Annotated in this window: 24 protein-coding genes; 5 read left to right on the top strand and 19 right to left on the bottom strand. The window is 45.6% G+C overall.

What is annotated here, in order from left to right; all coding sequences use genetic code 11:
• Positions 1 to 73: 73 nt before the first annotated feature.
• Positions 74 to 955, top strand: coding sequence for a LysR family transcriptional regulator (locus OVA33_RS06970; protein WP_025649361.1), 882 nt, complete (start codon positions 74 to 76; stop codon positions 953 to 955).
• Positions 956 to 1,041: 86 nt separating this feature from the next.
• Here the strand turns inward: OVA33_RS06970 and OVA33_RS06965 are convergent, their stop codons facing one another.
• From OVA33_RS06965 to OVA33_RS06905, 13 genes are all read right to left on the bottom strand, one after another.
• Positions 1,042 to 1,758: an endonuclease V gene (locus OVA33_RS06965; RefSeq protein WP_025649362.1), complete on the bottom strand. Its 717-nt coding sequence runs from the start codon at positions 1,756 to 1,758 to the stop codon at positions 1,042 to 1,044.
• Between the two features lie 40 nt (positions 1,759 to 1,798).
• Complete coding sequence (locus OVA33_RS06960) at positions 1,799 to 2,299, bottom strand: hypothetical protein (RefSeq protein WP_025649363.1); 501 nt, start codon at positions 2,297 to 2,299, stop codon at positions 1,799 to 1,801.
• A 191-nt stretch (positions 2,300 to 2,490) separates the two neighbouring features.
• On the bottom strand, positions 2,491 to 2,931 hold the full coding sequence (locus tag OVA33_RS06955; protein WP_025649364.1) for an SMI1/KNR4 family protein: 441 nt from the start codon (positions 2,929 to 2,931) through the stop codon (positions 2,491 to 2,493).
• Positions 2,932 to 3,101: 170 nt separating this feature from the next.
• Positions 3,102 to 3,539: an SMI1/KNR4 family protein gene (locus OVA33_RS06950; RefSeq protein ID WP_025649365.1), complete on the bottom strand. Its 438-nt coding sequence runs from the start codon at positions 3,537 to 3,539 to the stop codon at positions 3,102 to 3,104.
• A 9-nt stretch (positions 3,540 to 3,548) separates the two neighbouring features.
• Complete coding sequence (locus OVA33_RS06945; protein ID WP_079979766.1) at positions 3,549 to 5,696, bottom strand: ribonuclease YeeF family protein; 2,148 nt, start codon at positions 5,694 to 5,696, stop codon at positions 3,549 to 3,551.
• Positions 5,697 to 5,715: 19 nt separating this feature from the next.
• Entirely contained in the window at positions 5,716 to 5,976 is a 261-nt protein-coding gene (locus tag OVA33_RS06940; RefSeq protein ID WP_007614257.1) for a YwqI/YxiC family protein, read from the bottom strand.
• Positions 5,976 to 6,410: a coiled-coil domain-containing protein gene (locus OVA33_RS06935; RefSeq protein ID WP_007407544.1), complete on the bottom strand. Its 435-nt coding sequence runs from the start codon at positions 6,408 to 6,410 to the stop codon at positions 5,976 to 5,978. The genes OVA33_RS06940 and OVA33_RS06935 overlap by 1 nt, the downstream gene beginning before the upstream one ends.
• A gap of 277 nt (positions 6,411 to 6,687) precedes the next feature.
• Positions 6,688 to 7,476, bottom strand: coding sequence for a YwqG family protein (locus tag OVA33_RS06930; protein ID WP_079979767.1), 789 nt, complete (start codon positions 7,474 to 7,476; stop codon positions 6,688 to 6,690).
• A gap of 63 nt (positions 7,477 to 7,539) precedes the next feature.
• Entirely contained in the window at positions 7,540 to 8,865 is a 1,326-nt protein-coding gene (locus tag OVA33_RS06925) for a UDP-glucose dehydrogenase family protein (RefSeq protein ID WP_071182032.1), read from the bottom strand.
• A 199-nt stretch (positions 8,866 to 9,064) separates the two neighbouring features.
• Positions 9,065 to 9,829: a tyrosine-protein phosphatase gene (locus OVA33_RS06920; protein ID WP_025649368.1), complete on the bottom strand. Its 765-nt coding sequence runs from the start codon at positions 9,827 to 9,829 to the stop codon at positions 9,065 to 9,067.
• Positions 9,830 to 9,874: 45 nt separating this feature from the next.
• Positions 9,875 to 10,564 carry a CpsD/CapB family tyrosine-protein kinase gene (locus OVA33_RS06915; RefSeq protein WP_014305982.1) on the bottom strand — a complete coding sequence of 230 codons (690 nt, stop codon included), beginning with the start codon at positions 10,562 to 10,564 and terminating at the stop codon, positions 9,875 to 9,877.
• Positions 10,551 to 11,297: a protein-tyrosine kinase activator TkmA gene (locus OVA33_RS06910; protein WP_017418762.1), complete on the bottom strand. Its 747-nt coding sequence runs from the start codon at positions 11,295 to 11,297 to the stop codon at positions 10,551 to 10,553. The genes OVA33_RS06915 and OVA33_RS06910 overlap by 14 nt, the downstream gene beginning before the upstream one ends.
• Positions 11,298 to 11,512: 215 nt before the next feature.
• Positions 11,513 to 11,656 (bottom strand): YwzD family small protein, encoded by a 144-nt coding sequence (locus OVA33_RS06905; protein WP_003151259.1) that lies wholly within the window; start codon positions 11,654 to 11,656, stop codon positions 11,513 to 11,515.
• A 203-nt stretch (positions 11,657 to 11,859) separates the two neighbouring features.
• Between OVA33_RS06905 and OVA33_RS06900 the strand changes: the two genes are divergently transcribed.
• Both OVA33_RS06900 and OVA33_RS06895 read left to right on the top strand, forming a co-directional pair.
• Positions 11,860 to 13,470, top strand: a complete 1,611-nt coding sequence (locus tag OVA33_RS06900; protein ID WP_015418391.1) for an SWIM zinc finger family protein — start codon at positions 11,860 to 11,862, stop codon at positions 13,468 to 13,470.
• Positions 13,457 to 16,231 carry a DEAD/DEAH box helicase gene (locus tag OVA33_RS06895; RefSeq protein WP_025649369.1) on the top strand — a complete coding sequence of 925 codons (2,775 nt, stop codon included), beginning with the start codon at positions 13,457 to 13,459 and terminating at the stop codon, positions 16,229 to 16,231. Before OVA33_RS06900 ends, OVA33_RS06895 begins: the two co-directional genes overlap by 14 nt.
• A gap of 113 nt (positions 16,232 to 16,344) precedes the next feature.
• On the opposite strand, the gene OVA33_RS06890 is transcribed toward OVA33_RS06895, so the two are convergent.
• The 4 genes from OVA33_RS06890 to OVA33_RS06875 all read right to left on the bottom strand — a co-directional run bounded on the left by OVA33_RS06890 (position 16,345) and on the right by OVA33_RS06875 (position 18,983).
• A complete protein-coding gene (locus OVA33_RS06890) occupies positions 16,345 to 17,202 on the bottom strand; it encodes a Cof-type HAD-IIB family hydrolase (protein WP_025649370.1) in 858 nt (285 codons plus the stop codon).
• Positions 17,199 to 17,981, bottom strand: coding sequence for a transcriptional regulator GlcR (locus OVA33_RS06885; RefSeq protein WP_003151250.1), 783 nt, complete (start codon positions 17,979 to 17,981; stop codon positions 17,199 to 17,201). The genes OVA33_RS06890 and OVA33_RS06885 overlap by 4 nt, the downstream gene beginning before the upstream one ends.
• A 209-nt stretch (positions 17,982 to 18,190) precedes the next feature.
• Complete coding sequence (locus OVA33_RS06880; protein WP_003151249.1) at positions 18,191 to 18,532, bottom strand: single-stranded DNA-binding protein; 342 nt, start codon at positions 18,530 to 18,532, stop codon at positions 18,191 to 18,193.
• Positions 18,533 to 18,629: 97 nt separating this feature from the next.
• Entirely contained in the window at positions 18,630 to 18,983 is a 354-nt protein-coding gene (locus OVA33_RS06875; protein WP_003151247.1) for a hypothetical protein, read from the bottom strand.
• Positions 18,984 to 19,155: 172 nt separating this feature from the next.
• Between OVA33_RS06875 and OVA33_RS06870 the strand changes: the two genes are divergently transcribed.
• Positions 19,156 to 19,566, top strand: coding sequence for a YwpF-like family protein (locus tag OVA33_RS06870; RefSeq protein WP_007407558.1), 411 nt, complete (start codon positions 19,156 to 19,158; stop codon positions 19,564 to 19,566).
• A 45-nt stretch (positions 19,567 to 19,611) separates the two neighbouring features.
• Here OVA33_RS06870 and mscL read toward each other — a convergent pair whose 3' ends face one another.
• Both mscL and fabZ read right to left on the bottom strand, forming a co-directional pair.
• The gene (gene mscL, locus OVA33_RS06865; RefSeq protein WP_014419073.1) at positions 19,612 to 20,007 is read right to left on the bottom strand and encodes a large conductance mechanosensitive channel protein MscL; all 396 of its coding nucleotides are present in this window, start codon (positions 20,005 to 20,007) and stop codon (positions 19,612 to 19,614) included.
• 56 nt (positions 20,008 to 20,063) lie between these two features.
• Positions 20,064 to 20,489 (bottom strand): 3-hydroxyacyl-ACP dehydratase FabZ, encoded by a 426-nt coding sequence (gene fabZ / locus OVA33_RS06860; RefSeq protein WP_003151242.1) that lies wholly within the window; start codon positions 20,487 to 20,489, stop codon positions 20,064 to 20,066.
• A gap of 195 nt (positions 20,490 to 20,684) precedes the next feature.
• Between fabZ and OVA33_RS06855 the strand changes: the two genes are divergently transcribed.
• Positions 20,685 to 21,749, top strand: coding sequence for a tetratricopeptide repeat protein (locus OVA33_RS06855; RefSeq protein WP_017418759.1), 1,065 nt, complete (start codon positions 20,685 to 20,687; stop codon positions 21,747 to 21,749).
• Positions 21,750 to 21,757 lie beyond the last annotated feature (8 nt).

Raw genomic sequence — 21,757 nt, 5'->3', positions numbered from 1 at the left:
ATTCATCAATCAATACAGATGATTATTTCGATTATTCCAATCGGTAAAACCGATTTAGAAAGGGCGAGAACATATGGAATTGAAGCAGCTGATCACCTTTATTACCGCAGCAGAACATGTAAACTTCACCCTAACCGCCAAGATGCTTAACTATGCACAATCAAGCGTTACCTCTCAGATCAAATCACTTGAAGAAGAAATCGGGACTCCTTTATTTGAACGGCTCGGCAAGCGGCTCATCCTGACAGAAGCCGGCAAAACATTCAAATCCTATGCGGAGAAGATCATTGCGTTAACAGAAGAAGCAAAAATGGCCGCAAATCAAGTAAGAGAAACAACCGGAACCTTGAAAATCGGCGCGACGGAAAGCCAGTGCACATACCGTCTTCCGCCTATCATAAAAGAATTCAAACAGGCTTTTCCTCAAGTAAAGCTCATATTCAAACCGTATGTTTCCAACGAACAAGCGAAAGAACAGCTCTTACAGGGCCAGCTTGATATCACCTTCATTTTGGATGTGAATCGGACGGAAGACGCACTGCACGTTGAATCTTTGATTCAGGATGAGATCAAAATGGTAGCCGCCAATGACCATCCTTTTCCTGCGGATTTACCAGCAACATTGAAAGACCTTCAAAACGAAACCCTTCTGCTGACAGAGGACGGCTGTTCATACCGCACGCTCTTTGAGAACACTTTACATGACGCCGGAGTCTACCCTAACAAATTAGAATTCGTCAGCATAGAAGCCATCAAACAATGCGTGATGGCCGGACTTGGAATTGGACTATTGCCTGAAATGACAGTAAAAGACGATATTGCCGAAGGACGGATGAAAGAACTCAGCTGGCAGAATGAATGCCCTGTTTTTACTCAATTAGCATGGCATAAGGACAAGTGGATGTCTGCGCCATTAAAGGCTTTTATCGATTTGACGCGAAAAACATTCAAATAAAAACCTATCTGCAAGGACGACAAAGTTTTTAATAAAGCAGACACCAGGCATACAAAAAAACACTTGGTGGCTTAGAGCCCCAAGTGTTACACGTGATTTTTCCGATAAAACGTTCGCAAAACATGCGTTTCAAGGTCAGCCAGACGGACAGGGATCGGCAGCCTGCTTTCTTGATTGATCAAGCTCATCGTGATCTGATAGCTGCTTTCTAAATCAATGTCATGTCCGCAAGACAAAAAGATAGGCTTCACGTCCCGCCGCGTTCGCAGCGCCCGTCCATATACCTCGCCGTCAATGATAATATCGGTGTATGCGCCGACTTCATTTTCAGGCGTCACGAAATCGCAGCCTTTGATTTTGAGATAGGTTTTCGCAATCCCTATCGTCGGCTTACCCAGAAAAAAAGCCGCATGGGTGGCAACGCCCATATGATTGTAATGCAGATACCCGTTGCCATCAAACAAAAACACATCCGGCTCCGCCTCCAGCTTTTCTGCCGCTTCAATGATCAGCGGCAGCTCGCGAAACGCAAGAAAACCGGAAACATACGGCACGCCGATTTTCCCCATGCTGTGCACTTTTTCAATCACTTCTTTTGTATCAGCGTCAATCACGATGATACTGCATACGCCGTACGGTTCCCCGTCCTGCTCCCAATAAGCGAGGTCGACGCCTGCGCATGTGTTGACGGAGTCTGGGGTGATGGAATGAGATAGGTTAATTTTATGTTTAAGGGATTGTTGTGTTCGAACAAAATCCGATTCATCTTTTTGTTCAAAATCGTGAATTTGATGTATTTTCATTTCACTTGTTTTCCTCGTTTTCATTTCTAAAATCGTCTTTTCAATTCAAGTTCTTCATTTCGATATACAACGCAATAAAACTTCCATAAGGATAATCTCCATCCCAGCCCCATGGAAAATTGCCCGCTTTATAAATTTTGAAAAGTTTTTCAAAAAAATTGTCTGTTTTCCCGTTTACTGCTCTATTTATTGCACAATTATTTAGATCTGCTACGATCTCTTCAAGAAAAGTATTAAATTCAGTCGTAGCACTTCTGACATTTTCCGAAAAAATTTTCAGAAGCATGTCTAGGTTTTGTGGTTTTTGATCATCGTTTAGTTCATAAAATTTTCCCCATACCTCACTCATCTCGTTTTCTTTTATATCTTTCCACGCATATTCATCTTCACCAATTACATCTTCGTAAACATAGTACTTAGCTTTTTCTTCATCATTAATAATTTTAGTAAAATAAGAGATTTCATGTGATGCAACTGCTTTAAAGGTTTTGGAAAAATCAATAACTTCTTTTACCTGATTATGATAATGTCCGTATTTCATTACTTTATACACCTTTCCTAAGTACAACCGTAGGGTTACCAACTCTCCGGTAACCGGAACGCAGCCTAAAGCCAAATAAATTATTCGGAATTCACAAAACAGAAAACAACAATTCACCTATGAAAAAACCTTGAAAGGCTTCAGCAGCCATCAAGTTTAATTAATTCTTCTAGCCATTCCCTCTTATAAGTCTAATCCTCAATTAAATCAAGATAATATTTATCATTTTTCATAAGCTCTATTAAAAACTCTTCTAGTGAATCTGCAATTTTTATATCATCGTAATATATTGAATTGTTTTGTTCATTGCCTAATGCAATTAACAATAAAGCACTTTCATTTGCTTCAAAAAAAATCAATTTATCTTCTTCAAGTTCCTCATAAACTTCTATATCTGGATAAAACTCAAAGTCATTAACTTTTAATCTTGCATCTCTAATTGAAGCAGGTCCAAGAATGCGATTAATATTATATTCTGATTTTTTCAGAAAGCCGTAACCAACCTCTAGAAGAAACTGTCTCAAATCATAAGGTAACCTTAAACCTAACTTATTTTCTACTTCTAAGATTTCATTCTCACTTACTTGATAAAATGTATTTTCTTTGTAAGTTTTAATAAAATCATATTTCACAATTATTTACCTCCTTTGAGTGGAGAGTTTTTCTCCTGTGACGGGTTCATAGCCCAACAGACATTTAAGTCATCTTAAACAGAAAATAACAATTCATTTGTAAAAAACCTTGAAAGGCTTCACTAGCCAATCAAGGTCAATTAATTCTTCTAACTATCCCATTTTTAAGTCTAATCCTCAATTAAATCAATATAATATTCATTATCATTGAGGAACTTTTTAAAAAAATCCTCTAAAGATTCAGCTATTTGAGTGTCAAAATAAAATATTGGATTATTTGCCAATCGTAAATCTATAGAAATATAAACACCCTCGTTTACTTCAAAAAAAATAAGTTTATTTTCATCATCATAAAGTTCATCTAAATCTGGGTCAGACTCAAAAATTCCTTCTCTTAGTCTAATGTCGGCTACTGCCCCTGGCCCCAATATCCTATTAATTGCATTATCACTTTCACCTTTAATAAAACCATAACCGACTTCTAAATATAATTGTTTTAAATCATTTGGAATATCTACGTTCATTCTTTGTTCAGCTTTTAATATATCCTCTTCAGGTACCTTATATGTTTTATTTTCTAAATGATTTATAAATTCAAATTCAGCCATGAACTATTTTTACCTCCTTGGAAATAGTTTTCCTGATGGTGCTCCCTTTCCATGTATACCCGCTTGGTGTTCATCCGGATATTTTGCCGGATGAATATTCCACCATTCGTGAGGGCCACCAAAGTTGTTCTCTATGATATGATGGGCATCGTACGGTTGACCAATACTTCGGGCAACTTCTCCATGCTTATCAAAAACCTCTTCTGTATATCTAGGCCACTTTTGATTGGTTTTTTCTTCCCATTCTGCAATCAATCTATCTTTCAAACTTGATGTGAATTTGCTCCTATGCTTAGCTGTTTCTTTTGGTGTTAATTTCTCATAGTTATTATTTCTTAAAGCTTCTTTTATATGGTCGATCTGCTCTTTACAAACCTTTCGTCCAGTTTTGGCTTCTATATCTCTGAGATATGCTTTCGCTAAGTCTTTATTTAGTTCACCAGTAGCTTTAGTGCCTTCACTATGAACGTCTGTTTTTTGCCTCTCAACTTTCAGCACCTTAGGCTCTTCTACATGATCTGCTTTCGGTTTTTTCGCAAATTTTCCATCGCTTGTGCGAAACACTTTCGACGAGGCATCATAGAATACCTTCCCTGTTTGTGTAATATAGTGAATATGGTCTTTAGCAACTTGTTTTAGGTAATTAACTGGATACTGTGCGACTTTCTTGACAGCTTCTTTATTAATCAAACTCTCAGTATAGTGGCTGCTTTTAGCATATGCGTATGCTGGCTGATTTCGGAATGTTCCCATCAGCTGTTTCGCAAAAAGTACGGTTTCACCAGCTGATTCTATCACCGATAAAGATCGTTTTTTAACTGATTGATAGGTTTGATGAGCTACTTTTTTCACATGGGTCGGATTCACGACATGTCGTATATCTGATAGTTTCACTTTAACTGTCGAACCTTTATCCACATTTCGATACATTGATACACTATGATCAACCGATTTGGCCAGACTGCCCGCTCCAACCAAACTCAGCGCAGCTTCCAGCGCCCCTTGCTTCCGCTTCTCCTCAGACACTTTGTTTCCGAACATATCTCTGCCTGTGACGGCTTCTGAGAATCCGTTTGAGGCGACGAGGCCGTATGCGCCCATTTCTGTCATTTTGAGAATGTCTAAGGATTTTCCGGTTTTATAGGCATCTAAAGCATGTTCTGCGGCAATGACGGTTTTTCCGGTTTTGTAAATGGCTTTTCCGCCTTTGAAAGCGCGGCCCGCCCAGCCGACGACCGGTATGAATCCGGCGGCGGCCATCGCTCCTGCTGTGACGCGTTCTGCGGTGGAGAGTTTTTCGCCGGTCACCGGATCAACGCCTTCGGCTGCTCTTTTATAATCATAATAGCCGGTGACTTCGCCGGTAAAGTTGCAGATGCCGTCCCATGTTTTTTCGTACCATGGTTTATTGGCTTCTTCTTCAGCCTTTTCCTGAAGCCGTCTTGCTTCGGCCTGCTGGGCTTTTGCGTCAATATAGTCCGTGCCCTGTTTTTCTGTCGCCATGACGCTTTTGTAGATTTCATTGCTGTGGAAGGCTTTTTTGTCATAGTACATAGGGGAGGCGCTTTTCCCGTTGCTGGTGGCCTGCATGAGAACGGAATATTTGCTGAGCACTGCGTTGTCCAGAGATTCTAAGTTTTGATATTCAGCGGTCAGGGATTCATCAAGCGTATCGACTGCCGTGATCGTGTCACGTCTGGTTTTCTGGGCATCACCCATTTTATCTGCGTAATCATCCAGCGTATATGTATCGAGATGAATAATATCGCTGATGCCAGACAAAATCGAATCGATTTCTGCTTTATGAGCGGAGACAATCTCTGAAGCTTTCAAATCCGCGTTGGGCAGCTCATGCTCCAAAAATGAAGTCTCCACATATGTATCGCTGAGTTCTTGATCTTTAATGTCACCTGAAATGCCATTTAAAAACGCAATTTGAGCAGAGACAAGCGTCAGCCAGCTGTCGGCGATTTCCGCTTGTCCCTGAAAAAAATCTTTTATATTGTCTGCGCCTTTCCCTTTCAAAGCATCACCCAGATCGGCCACGCCTTGAAAGGCTTGTTTGAGCGCACGCAGCTGTTCTTCAAGGGCTTCGTATTGTTTCCTTCTCTTATCTGCTTCGTCCGTTAACGATTGTGATTCAAACACTTTGCTCATCGGCAAGTCCTTTCTTTCGTTATTTTACGGCGATCGCCTCGTCCTGTTCTTTCAAAGAATCTACGTTGTCTTTAACGTCCGCGATATTCTTATGAACGGCCTGCTTGTATTCGCTGATCATCGATACAAGCTTTGCCTCGCGGGATTGGTACTTGGAGGTATAGTCGAGCTTGTTTTTTCCGTTTGAACCGGCGTTCCCGATCGAAACAGCCTCCAAAGCGCTGCTGACGGATTCAAGCTGCTTCATGACGGCTCCGTATTTGAGTTTTATTTCTGCCATTAAAACCAACTCCAGCTTCTTTTGATTGATTGTATTTTTTCTCCGACCGTGTCAAGGGCTTCTTCTCCCAGCGTCAGCAGGTGCTCTGCCTCTCTCGCGATGCTTCTGGCGGCAAGGAGCCCTCCTTTTTCAATTTCAAGCTGTGTCATCTTTAAGCCGATTCGGTAAATATAACCGTCGTATTTGTCTGTAACGATTCTGTATGCTTCTGTATGGGCCTGATCGCGCCGGTCATCAAATTCTTCAGCAAAAGTGCCGGTCCAATGATGGTCCAGGTGCGGCCTGAGGATGTCCCTGATTTCAGACACGCCCTCTTCCTGCAGAGATTCTATCTCTCTTTTCGCTTCTTTTAATTTATCAATTTGGTGTTCAACCTCGCCCAGTTTATGGCTGATTGTGCTGTTAATATGGCTTAATGTGCTTGAATGGCTCATCTTTTTCACCTCGTCTTACGCAAAAAGTCGTACAAAAAGCACAGACTTTTCCATACTATATTTCCATATATTATATTTTAAAATAGACAGAAAGCAGCTTAAATAGGTTAAATGACTTATTTTCAGCAGCCGAGATGCTCATCATTAACGCCAAAAGACTCACATAAACGGCATATCCATTCATTGATCTCCTCTATGTATCCATGATAAATTCCCTAAAAAAGGAGACAGTGATGAACCGTCTCCTTTGCCTTGTATCATGATCATCATACTGTCGTTAACTGCAGTCCCAGTTGTACAAAACGTTTGAGAAATCTTTTTTCTTCAAATCTTCCGGTCTGATAAAGAAATTGGCGATTCCCACATCTCCCCACATCGAATCAATGTCATCATCTGAATCAATTTGCAAAAGCAGAATCGTATGGTTTTGATGGGAGTAAGACCGCGGATCTTCCTGGGTAAAGGACGCATAGCCGCCGATTTTATGGCCGAATGCGTTCGCCGTATATTCGTCATACACCTCATCGTCAAACTGCTCGAAATAGTCAAAGGCATCCATCCCGGCATACCGCCCGAATTGAAAATCAGACGGGAGCACCCATTCAGCAGACAGCTCAGGGGTGATCAGCGCTTCGGATTGAATCGGAAAATCGTACTCCTCTTCAACCTGAACGAAAGAAAAATCATCCATGAGCTCCGCTTCTTCTGCTGTCACATGTTCAAAATATTTGACGCAGAAACCCGTTTGCGCGCACCCGTCGTCAAAATTCAAACCGTATACGTCATCACTGACCGATATGTAAAACTGAAGAATGCCGGTGTCCGGAAAATCAGGAAGTCCGGGCATATCCGCAAAATTGATTTGAGCGAGAAGCTTCATCGGCCTGCTGCTTTCATCTTCAGGATATGGTTCATGTTTCGGAAAATAGGGGTCTCCGGCCATTTTACTGTCATACCGACCCGTTTCAGCTTTTTTGACGTGCAGTTTGATAAAGGGCCGTGCTGACGTTTCCAGCAGACCGCGGGATGATTCCATTTGCTTCGGCAATTTCCATGTGTTTTCCACGATTAATGTCCCCTTCGTCTCTAATGATTGTATGATAAAAGGCCGGCGCGGACCGCCGGCCTTTTAAGTGACAGAATCAGTCTGAGGCACGACGGCTCTTCTTCCGATTGAGATATATTCCACGCCCGCCTGTTCCGCTTCCTCAAGCGAGTGGCAGTTTCTCCCGTCGAAAATAACCGGGGTTTCCATCAGCTCTTTGTACGCTTCAAGCGGGAAGTGTTTAATTTGTTCCCAATCTGTCAGAATCAGGACGGCATCCGCTCCCCTGACGGCTTCTTCTATGGACTCCCGATAGGAAACCGCAGCCGGAAGCAGCTCGGAGGCCCGAAATGAAGCGATCGGATCGTACGCTGTCATCCGGGCGTCAAGAGCCGCCAGACGATCCGCAATGACAATGGACGGGGCATCCCGCATATCATCTGTATTCGGCTTAAAAGACAGTCCTAATAACGCGATGGTTTTCCCCGTCACACCGCCCAGCCTGTTCAGCACTTTATCAACCAGCATGGACTGCTGGTTATTGTTGACTTTAATGACGGACTTCAGCAATTCAAAATCATGCTCCACATGTCCCGCGATCTGCACGAGGGCGTTTGTATCCTTCGGAAAACAGGAACCGCCGTAACCGATGCCGGCTCTTAAGAATTGATTGCCGATCCGTTTATCCAATCCCATTCCGTGTGCGACTGATTCCACATCCGCACCGACTTTTTCACATATATGAGAAATTTCATTAATAAAACTGATTTTTGCCGCTAAAAATGCGTTTGACGCATATTTGATCATCTCAGCGCTTCTGATGTCCGTATGATATACCGGAATTGCAAGCGGCGCGAAAACCCGGTCAAGCGTTTCCCGCGTCTGCCGGTCTTCAGCCCCGATCACGATGCGGTCTCCGTGAAAGGTATCGTGAATCGCCGAACCTTCACGGAGAAATTCCGGATTCGAAGCGATTGAAATGTTCACGTCCGCTCTCAGCCGTGAATGAATAACTTCGCTGATTCTGTCATTCGTTCCCACGGGAACCGTGCTTTTTGTCACGACGATCGCATCTTTAGAAATATGTTCGGCAATCCGTTCGGCGACATTTTCAATATAAGTAAGGTTTGCGTGCCCGTCTTCTTTTTGCGGCGTTCCGACCGCTATAAAAATAACGTCCGCTTCCGCAAGCCCTTTTTCGTAGCTCGTTTCAAATGCCAGCCGATGCCGGCCGATATTTCGTTTCATCATATCTTCAAGGCCCGGTTCAAAGATAGGGGACAATCCCTTTCTCATCTGCTCAACCTTACGTTCGTCAATATCTATGCATGTTACGTCATGGCCGATTTCTGAAAGAGACACTCCTGTCACAAGACCGACGTAGCCTGTTCCGATCACTGTTATTTTCATCGTGTTCCCCCAACCGTTTAGAAATTGCTGCTGGGCAGCTTACCGTTATTATCATATGATCCCGGCGCCGGCGGAATGCCGGAAGCCTGAGGCCATGATAGGAAAAAACGGCGCCGGCCGCTGATAATAGCATAAGCATAAACGAATCATCTTGCAAAACAGCCGCTTACGCTTCATTTAAACGGGATGGAGACGACGATTAAAAAAGACCCCAGCGCTTACGGCGGGCCACAGGCAGCGGAGGTTCCTTATAAATGGCTTTGTTTTCAGCGAGAAGCGCCGCATTTTCCGCGAGCATGTAAATCAGCTCCGCCCCTGCTTCTTTTTTCAGAACGCCGAGCGCCTCCTGATAATAAAAATTCCTCGGTCCGAGATTATGGGCGTCAGATGCGAGAAAGTGGATCAAATTCGCTTCCATCAGCTGCAGCGAAAAGGATTTCGCTTTCCGCCCGAATGCTCCGGCAATGCAGCCGGCCGTCACTTGGGCGGCCGCCCCTTTCTTCACAAGACTGTAAAGGACGGAAGGGTTTTCGCGAATTTCCCTGTTCCGCTCCGGATGGGCGATGACGGGGACATATCCGTTCAGCTGCAGTTCATAAAACAGCCTTTCAGCGTAGGCCGGGACATGATCCGCCGGAAATTCCGCCAGCACATACTTTGTATTATGGAGCGGGACAAGCGAGCCGCTTTGAAGACCTGCCAGCAGATCTCCGTCTATTCTGATTTCCTGGCCGGGCAGGACAGTCAGCGGAATGCCTTCCTTATTCAAACGTTTGTTTAACAGGCTGACCGCTTCGTTGACCGTATGCCGATCCGTGTCATAGCGGTATTTCACATGATGCGGCGTCGCGATGATCGTATCAATCCCCTGTCTGACCGCTTCTCTCGCCATCTTCAGGCTTTCTGTATCATCCGCCGCGCCGTCGTCTATGGAAGGAAGGATGTGACAATGGATATCTATCATATTTCAATCCCTCCTTAAAAAGAATGGACCGCGCCCATTGTGACATTATTGTCCGTAATAGGCGTAGTCCGAATGTTTCGTTTGTTTCTTCCCGTTCATAACGGCCCCAAGGAGCTTGCACGGGCAGTAATCGAGCGCTTCTTTCGCCTTGGCTGCTTTTTCCTTGTCCGTTTTCCCGCTTGAGATCACCATAATGGCCCCGTCAGTGTAGCTGCCTAATATTTTCGTATCGGCTACGGCCAAAACGGGAGGCGTGTCCAAAATCACCTTATCATAAACTGCGGCTGCTTCTGATAGAAGATCTTTCATGGCGCCCGTCGATAAAAGCTCCGCCGGATTGGGCGGGATCGGCCCGCTCGTTAAAATATCCAGGTTTGCTTCATCAGCCGGCAGGACGGCTTTCTGAAACGGCAGCTGTTTTAACAGCAGCGACGTTAATCCGGTTCCGTTATCCAATTTGAAGGTGAAATGAACCGTCGGTTTGCGCAAATCCGCATCAATTAAAAGCACTTTTTTCCCCTGCTGTGCAAATACGACGGCAAGGTTGGCCGCGGTTGTCGATTTTCCTTCTTCCGGACCGGCGGATGTGATCAAAAGGGACTTCACCTCCGTATCAACGGAAGAAAATTCAATGTTTGTGCGGATCGTGCGATATTGTTCTGAGTTGATGGATTTCGGCTCAGACATCGCAATCACGCTTCGTTTTCCGGGTTTGTCTTTTTTACGCGTCAACATGTCCGCCTCCCGCTTGTTTGGTTTCCGCCATCCTCACATTTTTGGCAACGCTGTCTTTTGTACTGATTGAAGTAACCGTTCCCAGGATCGGGATGCCGAGCAGCGCTTCCAGCTGTTCTTCCGATTTGATCGTATTATCCAGATGTTCCAGCAAAAAGGCGAGACCGATTCCGCCCAAAAGTCCGGCGGCAAACGCAATCGCGATGTTCAGCTTACGGTTAGGCTCTGCCGGTGACTGGCTGTCCGACGCTTCGGCCTTTGAAAGGATGCTGACATTATCAACGTTCATGATGGCGGTGATCTTGTCCTGAAAAACGGATGCAACCGCATTTGCCATAACGGCCGCCCGCTTAGCATCCGTATCCCGAACGGCAATCGTCACGACTTGTGAATCCTGCTCGCTGGATACCGTGATTTTCGATTCCAGCTCTTTCGAAGTCATGGACAGATGCAGCTGTTTAATCACTTCGTCGAGGATGACCGGGCTTTTGATGATGACATTATACGTGTTGATTAATTGGAGGTTGGTTTGAACGTCATTGAATTGGACTTCTTTTTGATTGTTTTTGGATTGGCTGACCAAAATTTGAGTTGAGTTTTCATAGACCGGCGTAAGAGCGAAGAAACTGATGAGTCCGCCTGCGGCAGATGCCGCCGCGGTAATAATAAGTATAAACAGCAGACGCTTTCTCAGTATTGCGAATATTTCCTTTATGCTTGTAGATTCTCCCATATAACCTCCATATCACTTTCCGCGTATTCCCATTCCCTCCAATGATCTTTTCCAATTACGATTATACAGCTTTAAACTGTCATTTCTAACCTTTTCAAATGACAAAATTCGACAAAAATAGACAATCACTTCAATCTGTTTTATTTTTGTAAGCGCTTTAAATACTGGTGTTACAGGAAGATTAAAAAATCCCGCGGCCAAGAGCCTGCGGGATTTTATGTTGCATATCCATTTTTAATATAAGAAATCAAATTCTCAAGCATTTCTTTTGTGGTCATCTCAGAGGACTGCTCACCAATGTCGTGCGCATGCATTAAAATCTTCAGAAACTCCTCTTGATCTAACTTCGTTTTCTTCATCATTCGTTTCCTTTCGGCTTCCATTAAATTGAAAACAAGATTATTATATGCTGTCGGGTGCTGTTTTGCAATCTCTAATACATCATTCGACACATTCGGGTTTTTATGTCCTTTTTTAGGAAAAACTTTTTCCGGGCCATGTGTTGCGATATAATAGAGGAATTGGAATCTTTTTATTTTGTGACTCGTTAGGAGCGATAATCATGCTTCAGGATATGATTGCTAAAGAAGATGTGCTCGCAGCGGCTGAACAGCTTAAAGAACTTCTTCCTTACAATGAAGACAATGTTCAGCTGATGAAGAAAGCACTCATTTTATATCGGCAGGATTCCGTCTATCGTATACAGGTTCAAACCCCGACAGAGATTTCCGCATATGTGCAGGATGTTGTGCCTGTAAGGGTCACGCTGAACTTATTTTTCATGGTGAAAAGCGGCTGCGCATGCCCGTCTGAGGCGATCTGCCGCCACGTACTGGCCGTTTTTCTTTACGTATATGCCCAATTCGAGCGGGTCGGTACCTTTACCGAACATTGGCTGGAAAGAGAAAAGCTTGAGGAAAGCAGGGAGCTTGTCCGCCGGCAGTTTCAGGAAAAAGTGCTGCCGAATGAAGAGTCGCTGTCAAGCTGGCTCGCTTTTTTTGATTCGGAATTCTCGCTGTGGGAGGCGCGGACGCCGGCCGGAAGCCAGACGATGCAGGGCCTTTATTACGGCTATCTGTCAGCGCTCAAAAAACACGCCCCGAAAAAACCCGAGCTTAAAAGCTTATATCAGATTCATTCGGCGCTTGCCGTCTGGCTTCACATGTTCACTTTGATTGAGTCAGGCAGATTGGATGCCGAAAAAGATTATTACAGCATCAATCCATACGTGGAACAGCTGATGGATACGATTTATTCCTCCATTGACAGACTGAAAACGTACGCCTTGTCTTTTTCACTCGATCCTTTTTTAGACCGGACGCCCCCGGTGCTGCGCAGACTGCTTGTGAAAGAAGAGCTTTTTCAATACGAACGCCTCCGGGTATTCGGTGAAATGTGGAGCGCCCTTTTGAACCGGCCGAAATGGGTCGCGCGCGAACAGGAGATTCTCGCACAGGAAAGCGGGCGCCGTTTTTCACCGGAAGTGCGGTTCGGACGGCTTCATCTGGCCTTTTTGCAAAAAGATGATGAAGCGGTCTTCCAAGATATGTCCCGCTTCCCTCCTGAAGCGCTGCCGTATACCTTTCAATGGCTCGGTGAACTCACCGCGAAAAAAGACTGGAAACGGCTGAAAGCATGGTATGGCCGGATCGAACCGCTTGCCGTCAACTATACGAAGCTTGATAAGCCGTTTAAAGAAATGCGCGACATCATCGGAGAGCTGTTTGCGCTATTGGCGGATTATGCGCGGCACTCACGGGATGATCAGCTGTTTGAACGGTTTGCTTCCGGCTGCCTTCCCTATACCTTTACCGAATACAGCCAGTACCTGTACGAAAAACGGCGGTACGCGGAGTGGGTGGAGATTCACAGCCTCGTCGGTTTTTCCGTCTGGGAAATCGAAAAGGACATCCTGAAGGAAATTGCCGCCAGTGATCCGGAAGCGCTCATCCCCTCCTATCACCGGGCGGCGGCCTTTTTTATCGATCAAAAAAACCGCAGCGCCTATAAAGAGGCTGCGCGCCATCTGAAAAAACTGCGGACGCTTTATAAAAAGGCAAAAAAACAGCAGGTATGGGAACGGTATATCAGCCGGCTGAGCGCAAGTTACAAGAGGCTGCGCGCCCTTCAAGAAGAATTGCAGAAAGGAAAGTTGATTGATGGCGAGTCTTAAGGAAATTTTCATTCATGTAGAACAAATGGAAGATTGGACATTTACGCTGTCAAGCCATGATGAGAAGGAGCAGCCGCTTACTCTCAGTCAGATGAAGACTCATTTGTTCCAATGGCATGAGTCCACCTTTTACGGAACGTTTCTTGAAGACGTCAGCTTCATAGGCACTCCGGCCGTTCTGCTCAGCCCGTGGATGACCGTCGAGCTGCTCGGAAAAAACTCGTTCAATTCATTCAGCACCGTGCAGCTGACAAAGGAAACGGAACCATTAATCGAAGCGGCTTCGACGATATACGAATTTATTGCCGACGGCGATTTTCTTCCGGACTATGAGGCTTGGCAAAATGGCGTCCTGCGCTTCAAAGACCGTGAGCTTTTGCTGGAAGGCTTTACGGCAGACTGGTTCTCAGCCGCGGTCCAGGACTACATTCAGTACAATGATGACCTGCTGGAAAAATGGCGGCGGATCGAAACCCGCTCGCCGGCCGTTCATACGTTTAAAGGCTCCTTTTTGGATGAAGATGATTTTCTCGAGGGAATCGGCTGGCATGACGATCTGACGCCGTTTACCGTCGGGCTCCGATTAAACGAGCCTGATTTCGACGGTGACGACTGGAAAATCGAAATGTTTTTACGTGAGAAAAAAACCGGCTCCATCACCTTTTTTGACGGACTGAAGGGACTGAAAAAAGCGTGGCAGGCATACAGCGGAAAAATCGCGCGCGAACAGGACCGCTTCCGCAGAACGGTTCCCTGGCTTTCGTTTGATTCAGGAACGACGCTGATTTCTGAAGAAGAGGCTTGGATCTTCTTATCGGAAGCGAGTGAGACGCTTGTCGATATGGGTGTGGAGATTCTTCTCCCATCATGGTGGCAGATTGTCCGGGACAGCAATATGATGCTCAAGGCGAAAGTGTCATCCTCCCCGCGGGGCGAGTCCTTCGTCGGCATGAACGCTCTGCTTGATTTCAACTGGAGATTCGCCACTAACGGAATTGAGCTGACAGAGGATGAATTCAATGAGCTTGTCGCAAACAACAGACGACTCGTCAACATCCGCGGCCAATGGGTGAAAATTGATCCTCAATTCATTAAACAAATGAAAAAACTGATGGAAAAAGCGGAATCTGAGGGCCTCCACATGTCCGACGTGCTGGCGCGCGAACTGATGGATCACGGGGAAAACGGAGCCGAGGACACGGACATCATTGACTCATCGGCATTTGCCGGGATCAAGATCGAATTATCAAAGCATCTCAGAAGCCTGATCCGCAAACTGACGGAAGCCCGGGATCTGCCGGAACATGAAGTCAGCGCCGCGTTTCAGGGCCAGCTCCGCCCTTATCAGATGTACGGCATGAACTGGCTTCTGTTTTTACGGGAAAACGGCTTCGGCGCCTGTCTCGCAGATGACATGGGACTTGGAAAGACGATTCAGATGATCGCTTATTTTCTCCATGTGAAGGAAAGCGACCGGCAAAAAGCGCCTGCCTTAATCATTGCGCCGACATCGGTGCTCGGCAACTGGCAGCGTGAGCTCCGGACCTTCGCGCCGCAGCTGAAGGCCGTGCTTCATTACGGCCCCCGCCGGCCGAAGGGGGAAGCATTTGTCCCGTCCTATCAGGACGCGGACGTCGTTCTTACTTCTTACGGCCTGTCGCACGCCGATCAGGAAGAGCTTTCTTCCGTGACATGGAGCACCATCTGCCTTGATGAAGCGCAAAATATTAAAAACGCGCATACGAAGCAGTCCCGCGCGATCAGAAAGCTGAAAGGCGTCCATCATATCGCGCTGAGCGGAACACCGATGGAAAACCGCCTGACAGAGCTTTGGTCGATCTTTGATTTTATGAACAAAGGCTATCTCGGCAGTCTGACCGGCTTTCATAAACGCTATGTGCTGCCGATTGAGAAAGACCGTGACGAAAAAAGAATCAACCAGCTTCAGCAGTTAATCCGGCCGTTTTTACTGCGCCGGACAAAACGGGATGAAGAAGTGGCGCTTAATCTTCCTGACAAGCTGGAACAAAAAGAGTTTATCCCGCTCTCAGCCGAACAGGCATCCCTTTATGAACAGCTTGTCAAAGATACATTTGAACATATGGCTTCTCTGACCGGGATGCAGCGGAAAGCGCTGATTCTGAGCATGCTCGGCCGCTTGAAGCAAATATGCGACCATCCTGCGCTCTATTTGAAGGAAGAACAGACAGAGCTGTTAAACGGGAGATCCGTCAAACTGGAAAAGCTGCTTGATTTAATGGCGGCGATCCGCGGACAGGGGGAAAGCTGCCTCATTTTCACCCAATACATTCAGATGGGCAACATGATGAAGCGCCTCCTGGAAAAAGCATTCGGAGAACCGGTTCAGTTTTTAAACGGAAGCCTGTCCAAGCAGGAACGCGATTCTCTCGTCGAACGGTTCCAGAAGAAAGAATACCCGACGCTGATTTTGTCACTGAAAGCGGGCGGAACCGGCCTGAATCTGACGGCTGCCAATCATGTCATTCACTATGACAGGTGGTGGAATCCGGCGGTGGAAAACCAGGCGACCGACCGCGCCTACCGAATCGGCCAGGAACGGTTCGTCCACGTTCACAAACTCATTACGACGGGAACGATTGAAGAAAAAATTGATGCCATGCTCGAAACGAAACAAACGCTGAACGATCAGATTATCCAAAGTGAAAATTGGATTACCGAGCTGTCATCCGATGAGCTTGAAGAATTATTCACCCTCAGCGCATCGGCGCAATCACATTAAACGCAAAAAGACCGGCTCTCTCGGGAAGAGCCGGTCTTTTATGTCGTCCTTACTGTTACGCCGCATTTGCCATGAATGCGTCACGCCAGTCATGAACAGTATCGCCATACCTTTCACAGTAAATTCCTGATCATATACGCAACGCCGTTTTGATCATTTGTCAATGTAACGGCATCAGCGATCTCTTTAATATCTTCTCTCGCATTCCCCATCGCTATGCCTTTTCCGGCCGCCTGAAGCATTGAATAGTCATTTAAGCTGTCACCGACCGCGGCGGTTTCAGCCATCGGAATGCCGAGCTTTTGCGCCAGCCGTTTGAGCGCCTGCCCTTTAGAGGCGTTTCGAGACGCCAGTTCGAAGTTGTGATCGGCAGAGCTGACAAGGGTGAGATCTTTCTGACCGCTGAATCGGTCCCAGCCCGCTTTCAGCTTCCGCTCATCAAACGAAAATCCGAGAATATTATAAAAATCCAGATGCTCTTCTTTCTCAAAGAGCTCACGGTATGAATGAATGTAAGCAAAGCCGGACTGGCTGTATTGCACTGAAGCCGCCTGTTCCAAAACAGAAAGATCGGTTTCCGGATTGGCGCTTTTCACCCGGTCCATTTCGATATCGAGCAGCTGCCTGCCGGTTTCAGGCGTATAGATGGCTTTGTTTGTAAACACCTCATAATAATATTGATTCTCTTCAAGCCATGACAAAATGCCGCGGGCTCTTGATTCTTCAATCGCTTCACAATGGTACAGGCTGCCGTCAGGAGCATGAATGGCGGCTCCGTTTGCGCTGATAATCCATGTTTTTATGCCGAGCGGTTCGAATATGGAGTGCACATCAAAATGCGCGCGTCCAGTGGAAACCACGATTTCAATTCCCGCTTGCCGGGCTTCCCTTAAAGCCCGCTTGTTTTCATCGCTTACTTGATGACTGCTGTTCAGCAGTGTGCCGTCCAGATCTATGGCAATCAGTTTCACATGTCCTCATCCTCTTCTTCAGATTCAGTTACAAGCAATTCTACGCCGTGCCGGTCGAGCAGATCGCAAAAATCCTGATCAGGCAGCCGATCGGTAATCAGCAGGTCAACCTCGTGCAGGTCTGCATACTGATAAAAACTCGTACGGCCAAGCTTCGAGTGATCACTCAGCGCAATCACCTGTTCAGCCTGTCGGATCATTTTACGCTTTACCATGCCGTCTTCTTCATGCGGAATCGTCAGGCCGTTTTCCGAGATGCCGACAACGCCGATCAGCACCTTATCAGCGTGATAATCCCCCAGTTTTTCTACAACGGAAGCCCCGTATAAAAACCGGTGTTCCTTCTGGAGCTTTCCGCCGAGCAGGTGAATATCAATTCCCTCTTTTGCGGAAAGGATATCGGCCTGATTGATCGAATTTGTAATAACAGTGCAGCCGGTGACATTTAAATGCTCCGCGCAGGCCTGCACGGTTGTCGAGGTGTCCAGGATGATCCGGTCCCCTTTATGGATCAGGGATGCGGCCAGCTTGCCGATTTTGTTTTTCTCTTCAGAAACGGTTTTCAGCCGGCCCGAATAGCCTGGAACTTCCTGATTCACTGACGGCAGAATCGCGCCGCCCCGTGTTCTGATAATGGCCCCTCGCTCTTTCAGCTTTACAAGGTCCCTTCTTGCGGTATCTCTTGAAATATGAAGCAGCGAACATATCTGTTCTGCGGTGATCCGCCGGTGCTGTTTCAAATATTCCATTATCGCAATCAGTCTTTCTTCTTGATACACGTCCTCATTCCCTTTTTTCGTCACTTATCTGTAAGTAATTATAAGTTTTTATCCCAATATATTCAATGTTTTTAAGTATTTATAAGCAAAATCACTTCTTTTTAACCATTTTTCAGCTTCCGCACAAAAAAACCAGTCTTTCGACTGGCGAGTGGGAAGGAGGTATTGCGGGGCCCGCTGAAAGGCGGGAAATCGAGGAAAAAAGCATGCTATTCAGCCAGCGGCTCTTTCCGTTTCTGATCCATAAACCGAACGGTATCAGCCATGACCTCGGTCACATAAACTTTTACGCCGTCTGTCTTTTCATAGCTTCTCGTCTGGATTCTGCCGCTTACACCGACCATTGACCCTTTTTGGCAGTACAATGCCGTGTTTTCAGCGTTTTTTCTCCAGATGGTGCAGTTGACGAAGTCGGTTCCGGTTTCACCCGACGCGCTTTTAAAATTGCGGTTTACCGCCAACGTAATATGCGCGACGGGAATGCCCGCTGATGTAAAACGGAGCTCCGGATCTTTCGTCAGCCGGCCGACAAGCATAACGTGGTTAAACAAGCCGTATCCTCCTCTCTTTTTCGAGGCTGGCTTCATTGTAGTACAAGGGCTCGTGAAAGCAAAAAGCGGAAAAAGCCGTTATCCGTTTAGGCTGCTCTTATGTTTTCGTTTTTCTTTCTGATAAAAAAAACTTTTGTTTTTGACCGCTTATGTAATATGTATTTTTGAGCAGCCGCGAGAAAAGTTTCGTTTTGAGCCAGTCTTTCTCAAACATGCGGACAAACTTTCCGCCGTCCCATGCGAACCAGTAAAAACTCAGCTTTTTATCAGTCAGTGAAAGCTGAATTTTATACTGTTCCATGCGGTCTTTTGTTTCATATAAAAAGACGACATTTCCCCTTCTGTTAAGATGCACCTCACAATCTTCCTTTTTGCATACCAAGTAGGAATGATCGTCTTTTCGCCTTGAACCGTCTTCTATATAGATTTCCTTCAGGCGCAATTGATTCATAAGCATCTCTCCATGACCATATTCTTTTACATTATAATGAAAAAATAGAAATGATTAAATGTTGACCGCCTACAAAAATGATGAAGCATGCCTTACAGCATTTTCCCGGGAAAAATGATATGTGTTATAATAAATGAACGAAAAACATGGACAACAGGGGTGAAAATAAGAGATGAAAACCTTTAAACTGGTTGATCTGAATGTGGAACGTTTAGATAAAGACGATCAGCCGATTGAGCAGTTTCCCCTTTTAGACGGATTGATTATTAACAAAGAGGACGGAGAAAATCACTGGTTAATTGAAGCACTGGTCCCGGCCGAACACTTTTCTTTTTTTGACATGCTGATGAAAAGCCAGAAAGAAGCGAAGGTGTTTGTAACGATTACGAAAAAAAGCAACCGTCCCGCCCAGCTGACGGGAAGCATCAAAAATATCGTCGAGCTGGAAAGAAGTATACAAGTTTTAATTTACGGTCAAATGGTGTCAAGAAACCACCCCGGATCAGAAAGCATTCTGGAGTCGCTCGTGAAAGAAGGCTACTCGGGCAGCCGGCTGATTGAAGCGTTTAAACAAAAATTATAATCATGAAAAAGGCCGGACGTTAATCATCCAGCCTTTTTTTGTGCCTTAGTCATTGTGAGGAGCCCGCTGTTTCAGCAGATCTCTGATTTCAGTCAGCAGTTCTGTCTGCTGATCTGTTTCCTCGGCTTCTTCAGCCTCTTCTTCTGCTTCTTTTTTACGTCTCAGCTTGCCTATTGTGCGGATCACGATAAAAATAGAAAATGAAATAATGAAGAAGTTCACAATCGTTTGAATGAAGCTTCCGTACTTGATATGAGCCTCGCCGAATGTCACGGCCAGCCCTGAAAAGTCAAGACCGCCAAGAAGCAGGCCGACAAGCGGCATGATGATGTCTTCAACGAGCGACGTCACGATTTTGCCGAAAGCGCCGCCGATGACGACACCGATTGCCAGATCCATGATATTGCCCCGCATCGCAAAGCTTTTAAATTCTGACCACATTAGATTCACCCCTTTCTATACAAAATGGGCTTTTTTATAAGCCCATTTGTTTGTTTTTATTCTCCGAGCGCAAAAGTTAATTCAGCTTCACACACGAGCTCGCCGTCAACTTTGGCAACGCCTTTGCCGCGTCCGATCGTACCGCGCGCGCGGGTAATATCAACCTCAAGCTCCAGCTTGTCACCCGGTTTTACCTGCTTTTTGAAACGGCAGTTATCAATCCCCGCAAAAAATGCAAGTCTGCCCCGGTTTTCTTCTTTAATCAGCATCGCAACCGCTCCGACCTGCGCCAAAGCCTCTACGATTAATACGCCCGGCATAACAGGGTATTCAGGAAAATGGCCGTTGAAAAAATCTTCATTCGCCGTCACATTTTTATATCCCGCCGCCCGTTTTCCTTCTTCGACTTCCGTAATTCTGTCTACCAGAAGAAACGGATAGCGATGGGGAATAATTTCTTTAATTTGCTGAGTATCAAGCATTCTCTTGACATCTCCTTCATCGACAATAGTATGTATAGAAGGTATATGTGGCAACCAATCTGTACATTTGGAAGTATATTATGAATCAATTTCTTTTTCAACCGCGCTGTAAACTGTAACCAGCTGGCAATGAGCCTCGTCCATTAATGTGTTATGATAAATAAAGATTTTTACCCTATGCAAAGAGGTTGGAAGATGATTGCTAAGTTTACTGAAAAACGTACGCGGGTGATGCTGAATGAGTGGTATGACGCCATGGGAAAACGCCAATTCGATCTAGCCCGTTCCCTTCACGAACAAATCAATCAGCATCTCCCCAAATTACAAAAGAATGCAAAGCTCAAACTCAGATATCAGCTGTTTTTCGCACGGTTTCAGCTGCTGTTTGAGAAAAAAGACGGTCTGAATAAACTGTTCTGCGAGCTGAAGCGGCGCAAAGATGAGATGGATCATGAATTAACTTATTATTTCTATTTTTTCAAAGGGTTATTCCATATGGTGAATGGCGCTCCGAACCGTGCTGTCTGCCGCTTTAAAGAAGCTGAACAGTACCTGCCGGCCATACAGGACCGTTTCGAAGCCGCTGAATTTTATTATAAAACAGCGGGTGCATATTACATGATGAAGTCGCCTGCGCTCTCCATTCAATATGTCAATAAAGCGCTGGAAATCTATCAAGATGAAGCCGGCTACATCAAAAAAACGCTCAGCTGCCGGCTGCTTCTCGCCGTGAATTATATAGACGAGGCACGCTATGAAGACGCGGAACAGCTCTTTAATGAATCCATAAAGATAACGGACCGGATCAATGACAATAACCTGCTGTGCCACGCCTATTATAATTTTGGTTTTTTAAAGACCGCCCAGAAAAAAGATAAAGAGGCCCTCCCTTTTTACAAAAAGGTATTGGGCAATCAGCGTTTCGAGAAAGAGTCTCCCGTTTCCTACCTTCATTGTGTATACGAAGCGGTCAGAGCACTTTTTAAAACCGGTTCTGCCGCCGAAGGACAAACCGTGCTGCAGAAAGGTTTATACATATCTGAAAAAGTGCAGAACAAGATTATGAAATTGAAGCTGACCGCGCTCAACATACTGTACACCGCTCAGGAGGACCCGTACGACCGATTGCAGAAGCTTGTGCTGGAGCTGCAGAAAATTGAAGCGTGGGTGGATTTGGAAGTGCTGCTTCAGGATATTACTGATTACTACAAAAAAAAGGGCGATTTTGAGAAAGCCGCATTTTTTATCATGCGCGGCTGATCAAAACG

It is taken from the genome of Bacillus sp. KICET-1 (genome assembly GCF_027721405.1).
Lineage (GTDB): Bacteria > Bacillota > Bacilli > Bacillales > Bacillaceae > Bacillus > Bacillus velezensis.
Note: the sequence above shows the minus strand (reverse complement) of the source record. Positions and strands in the feature narration are given on the sequence as shown.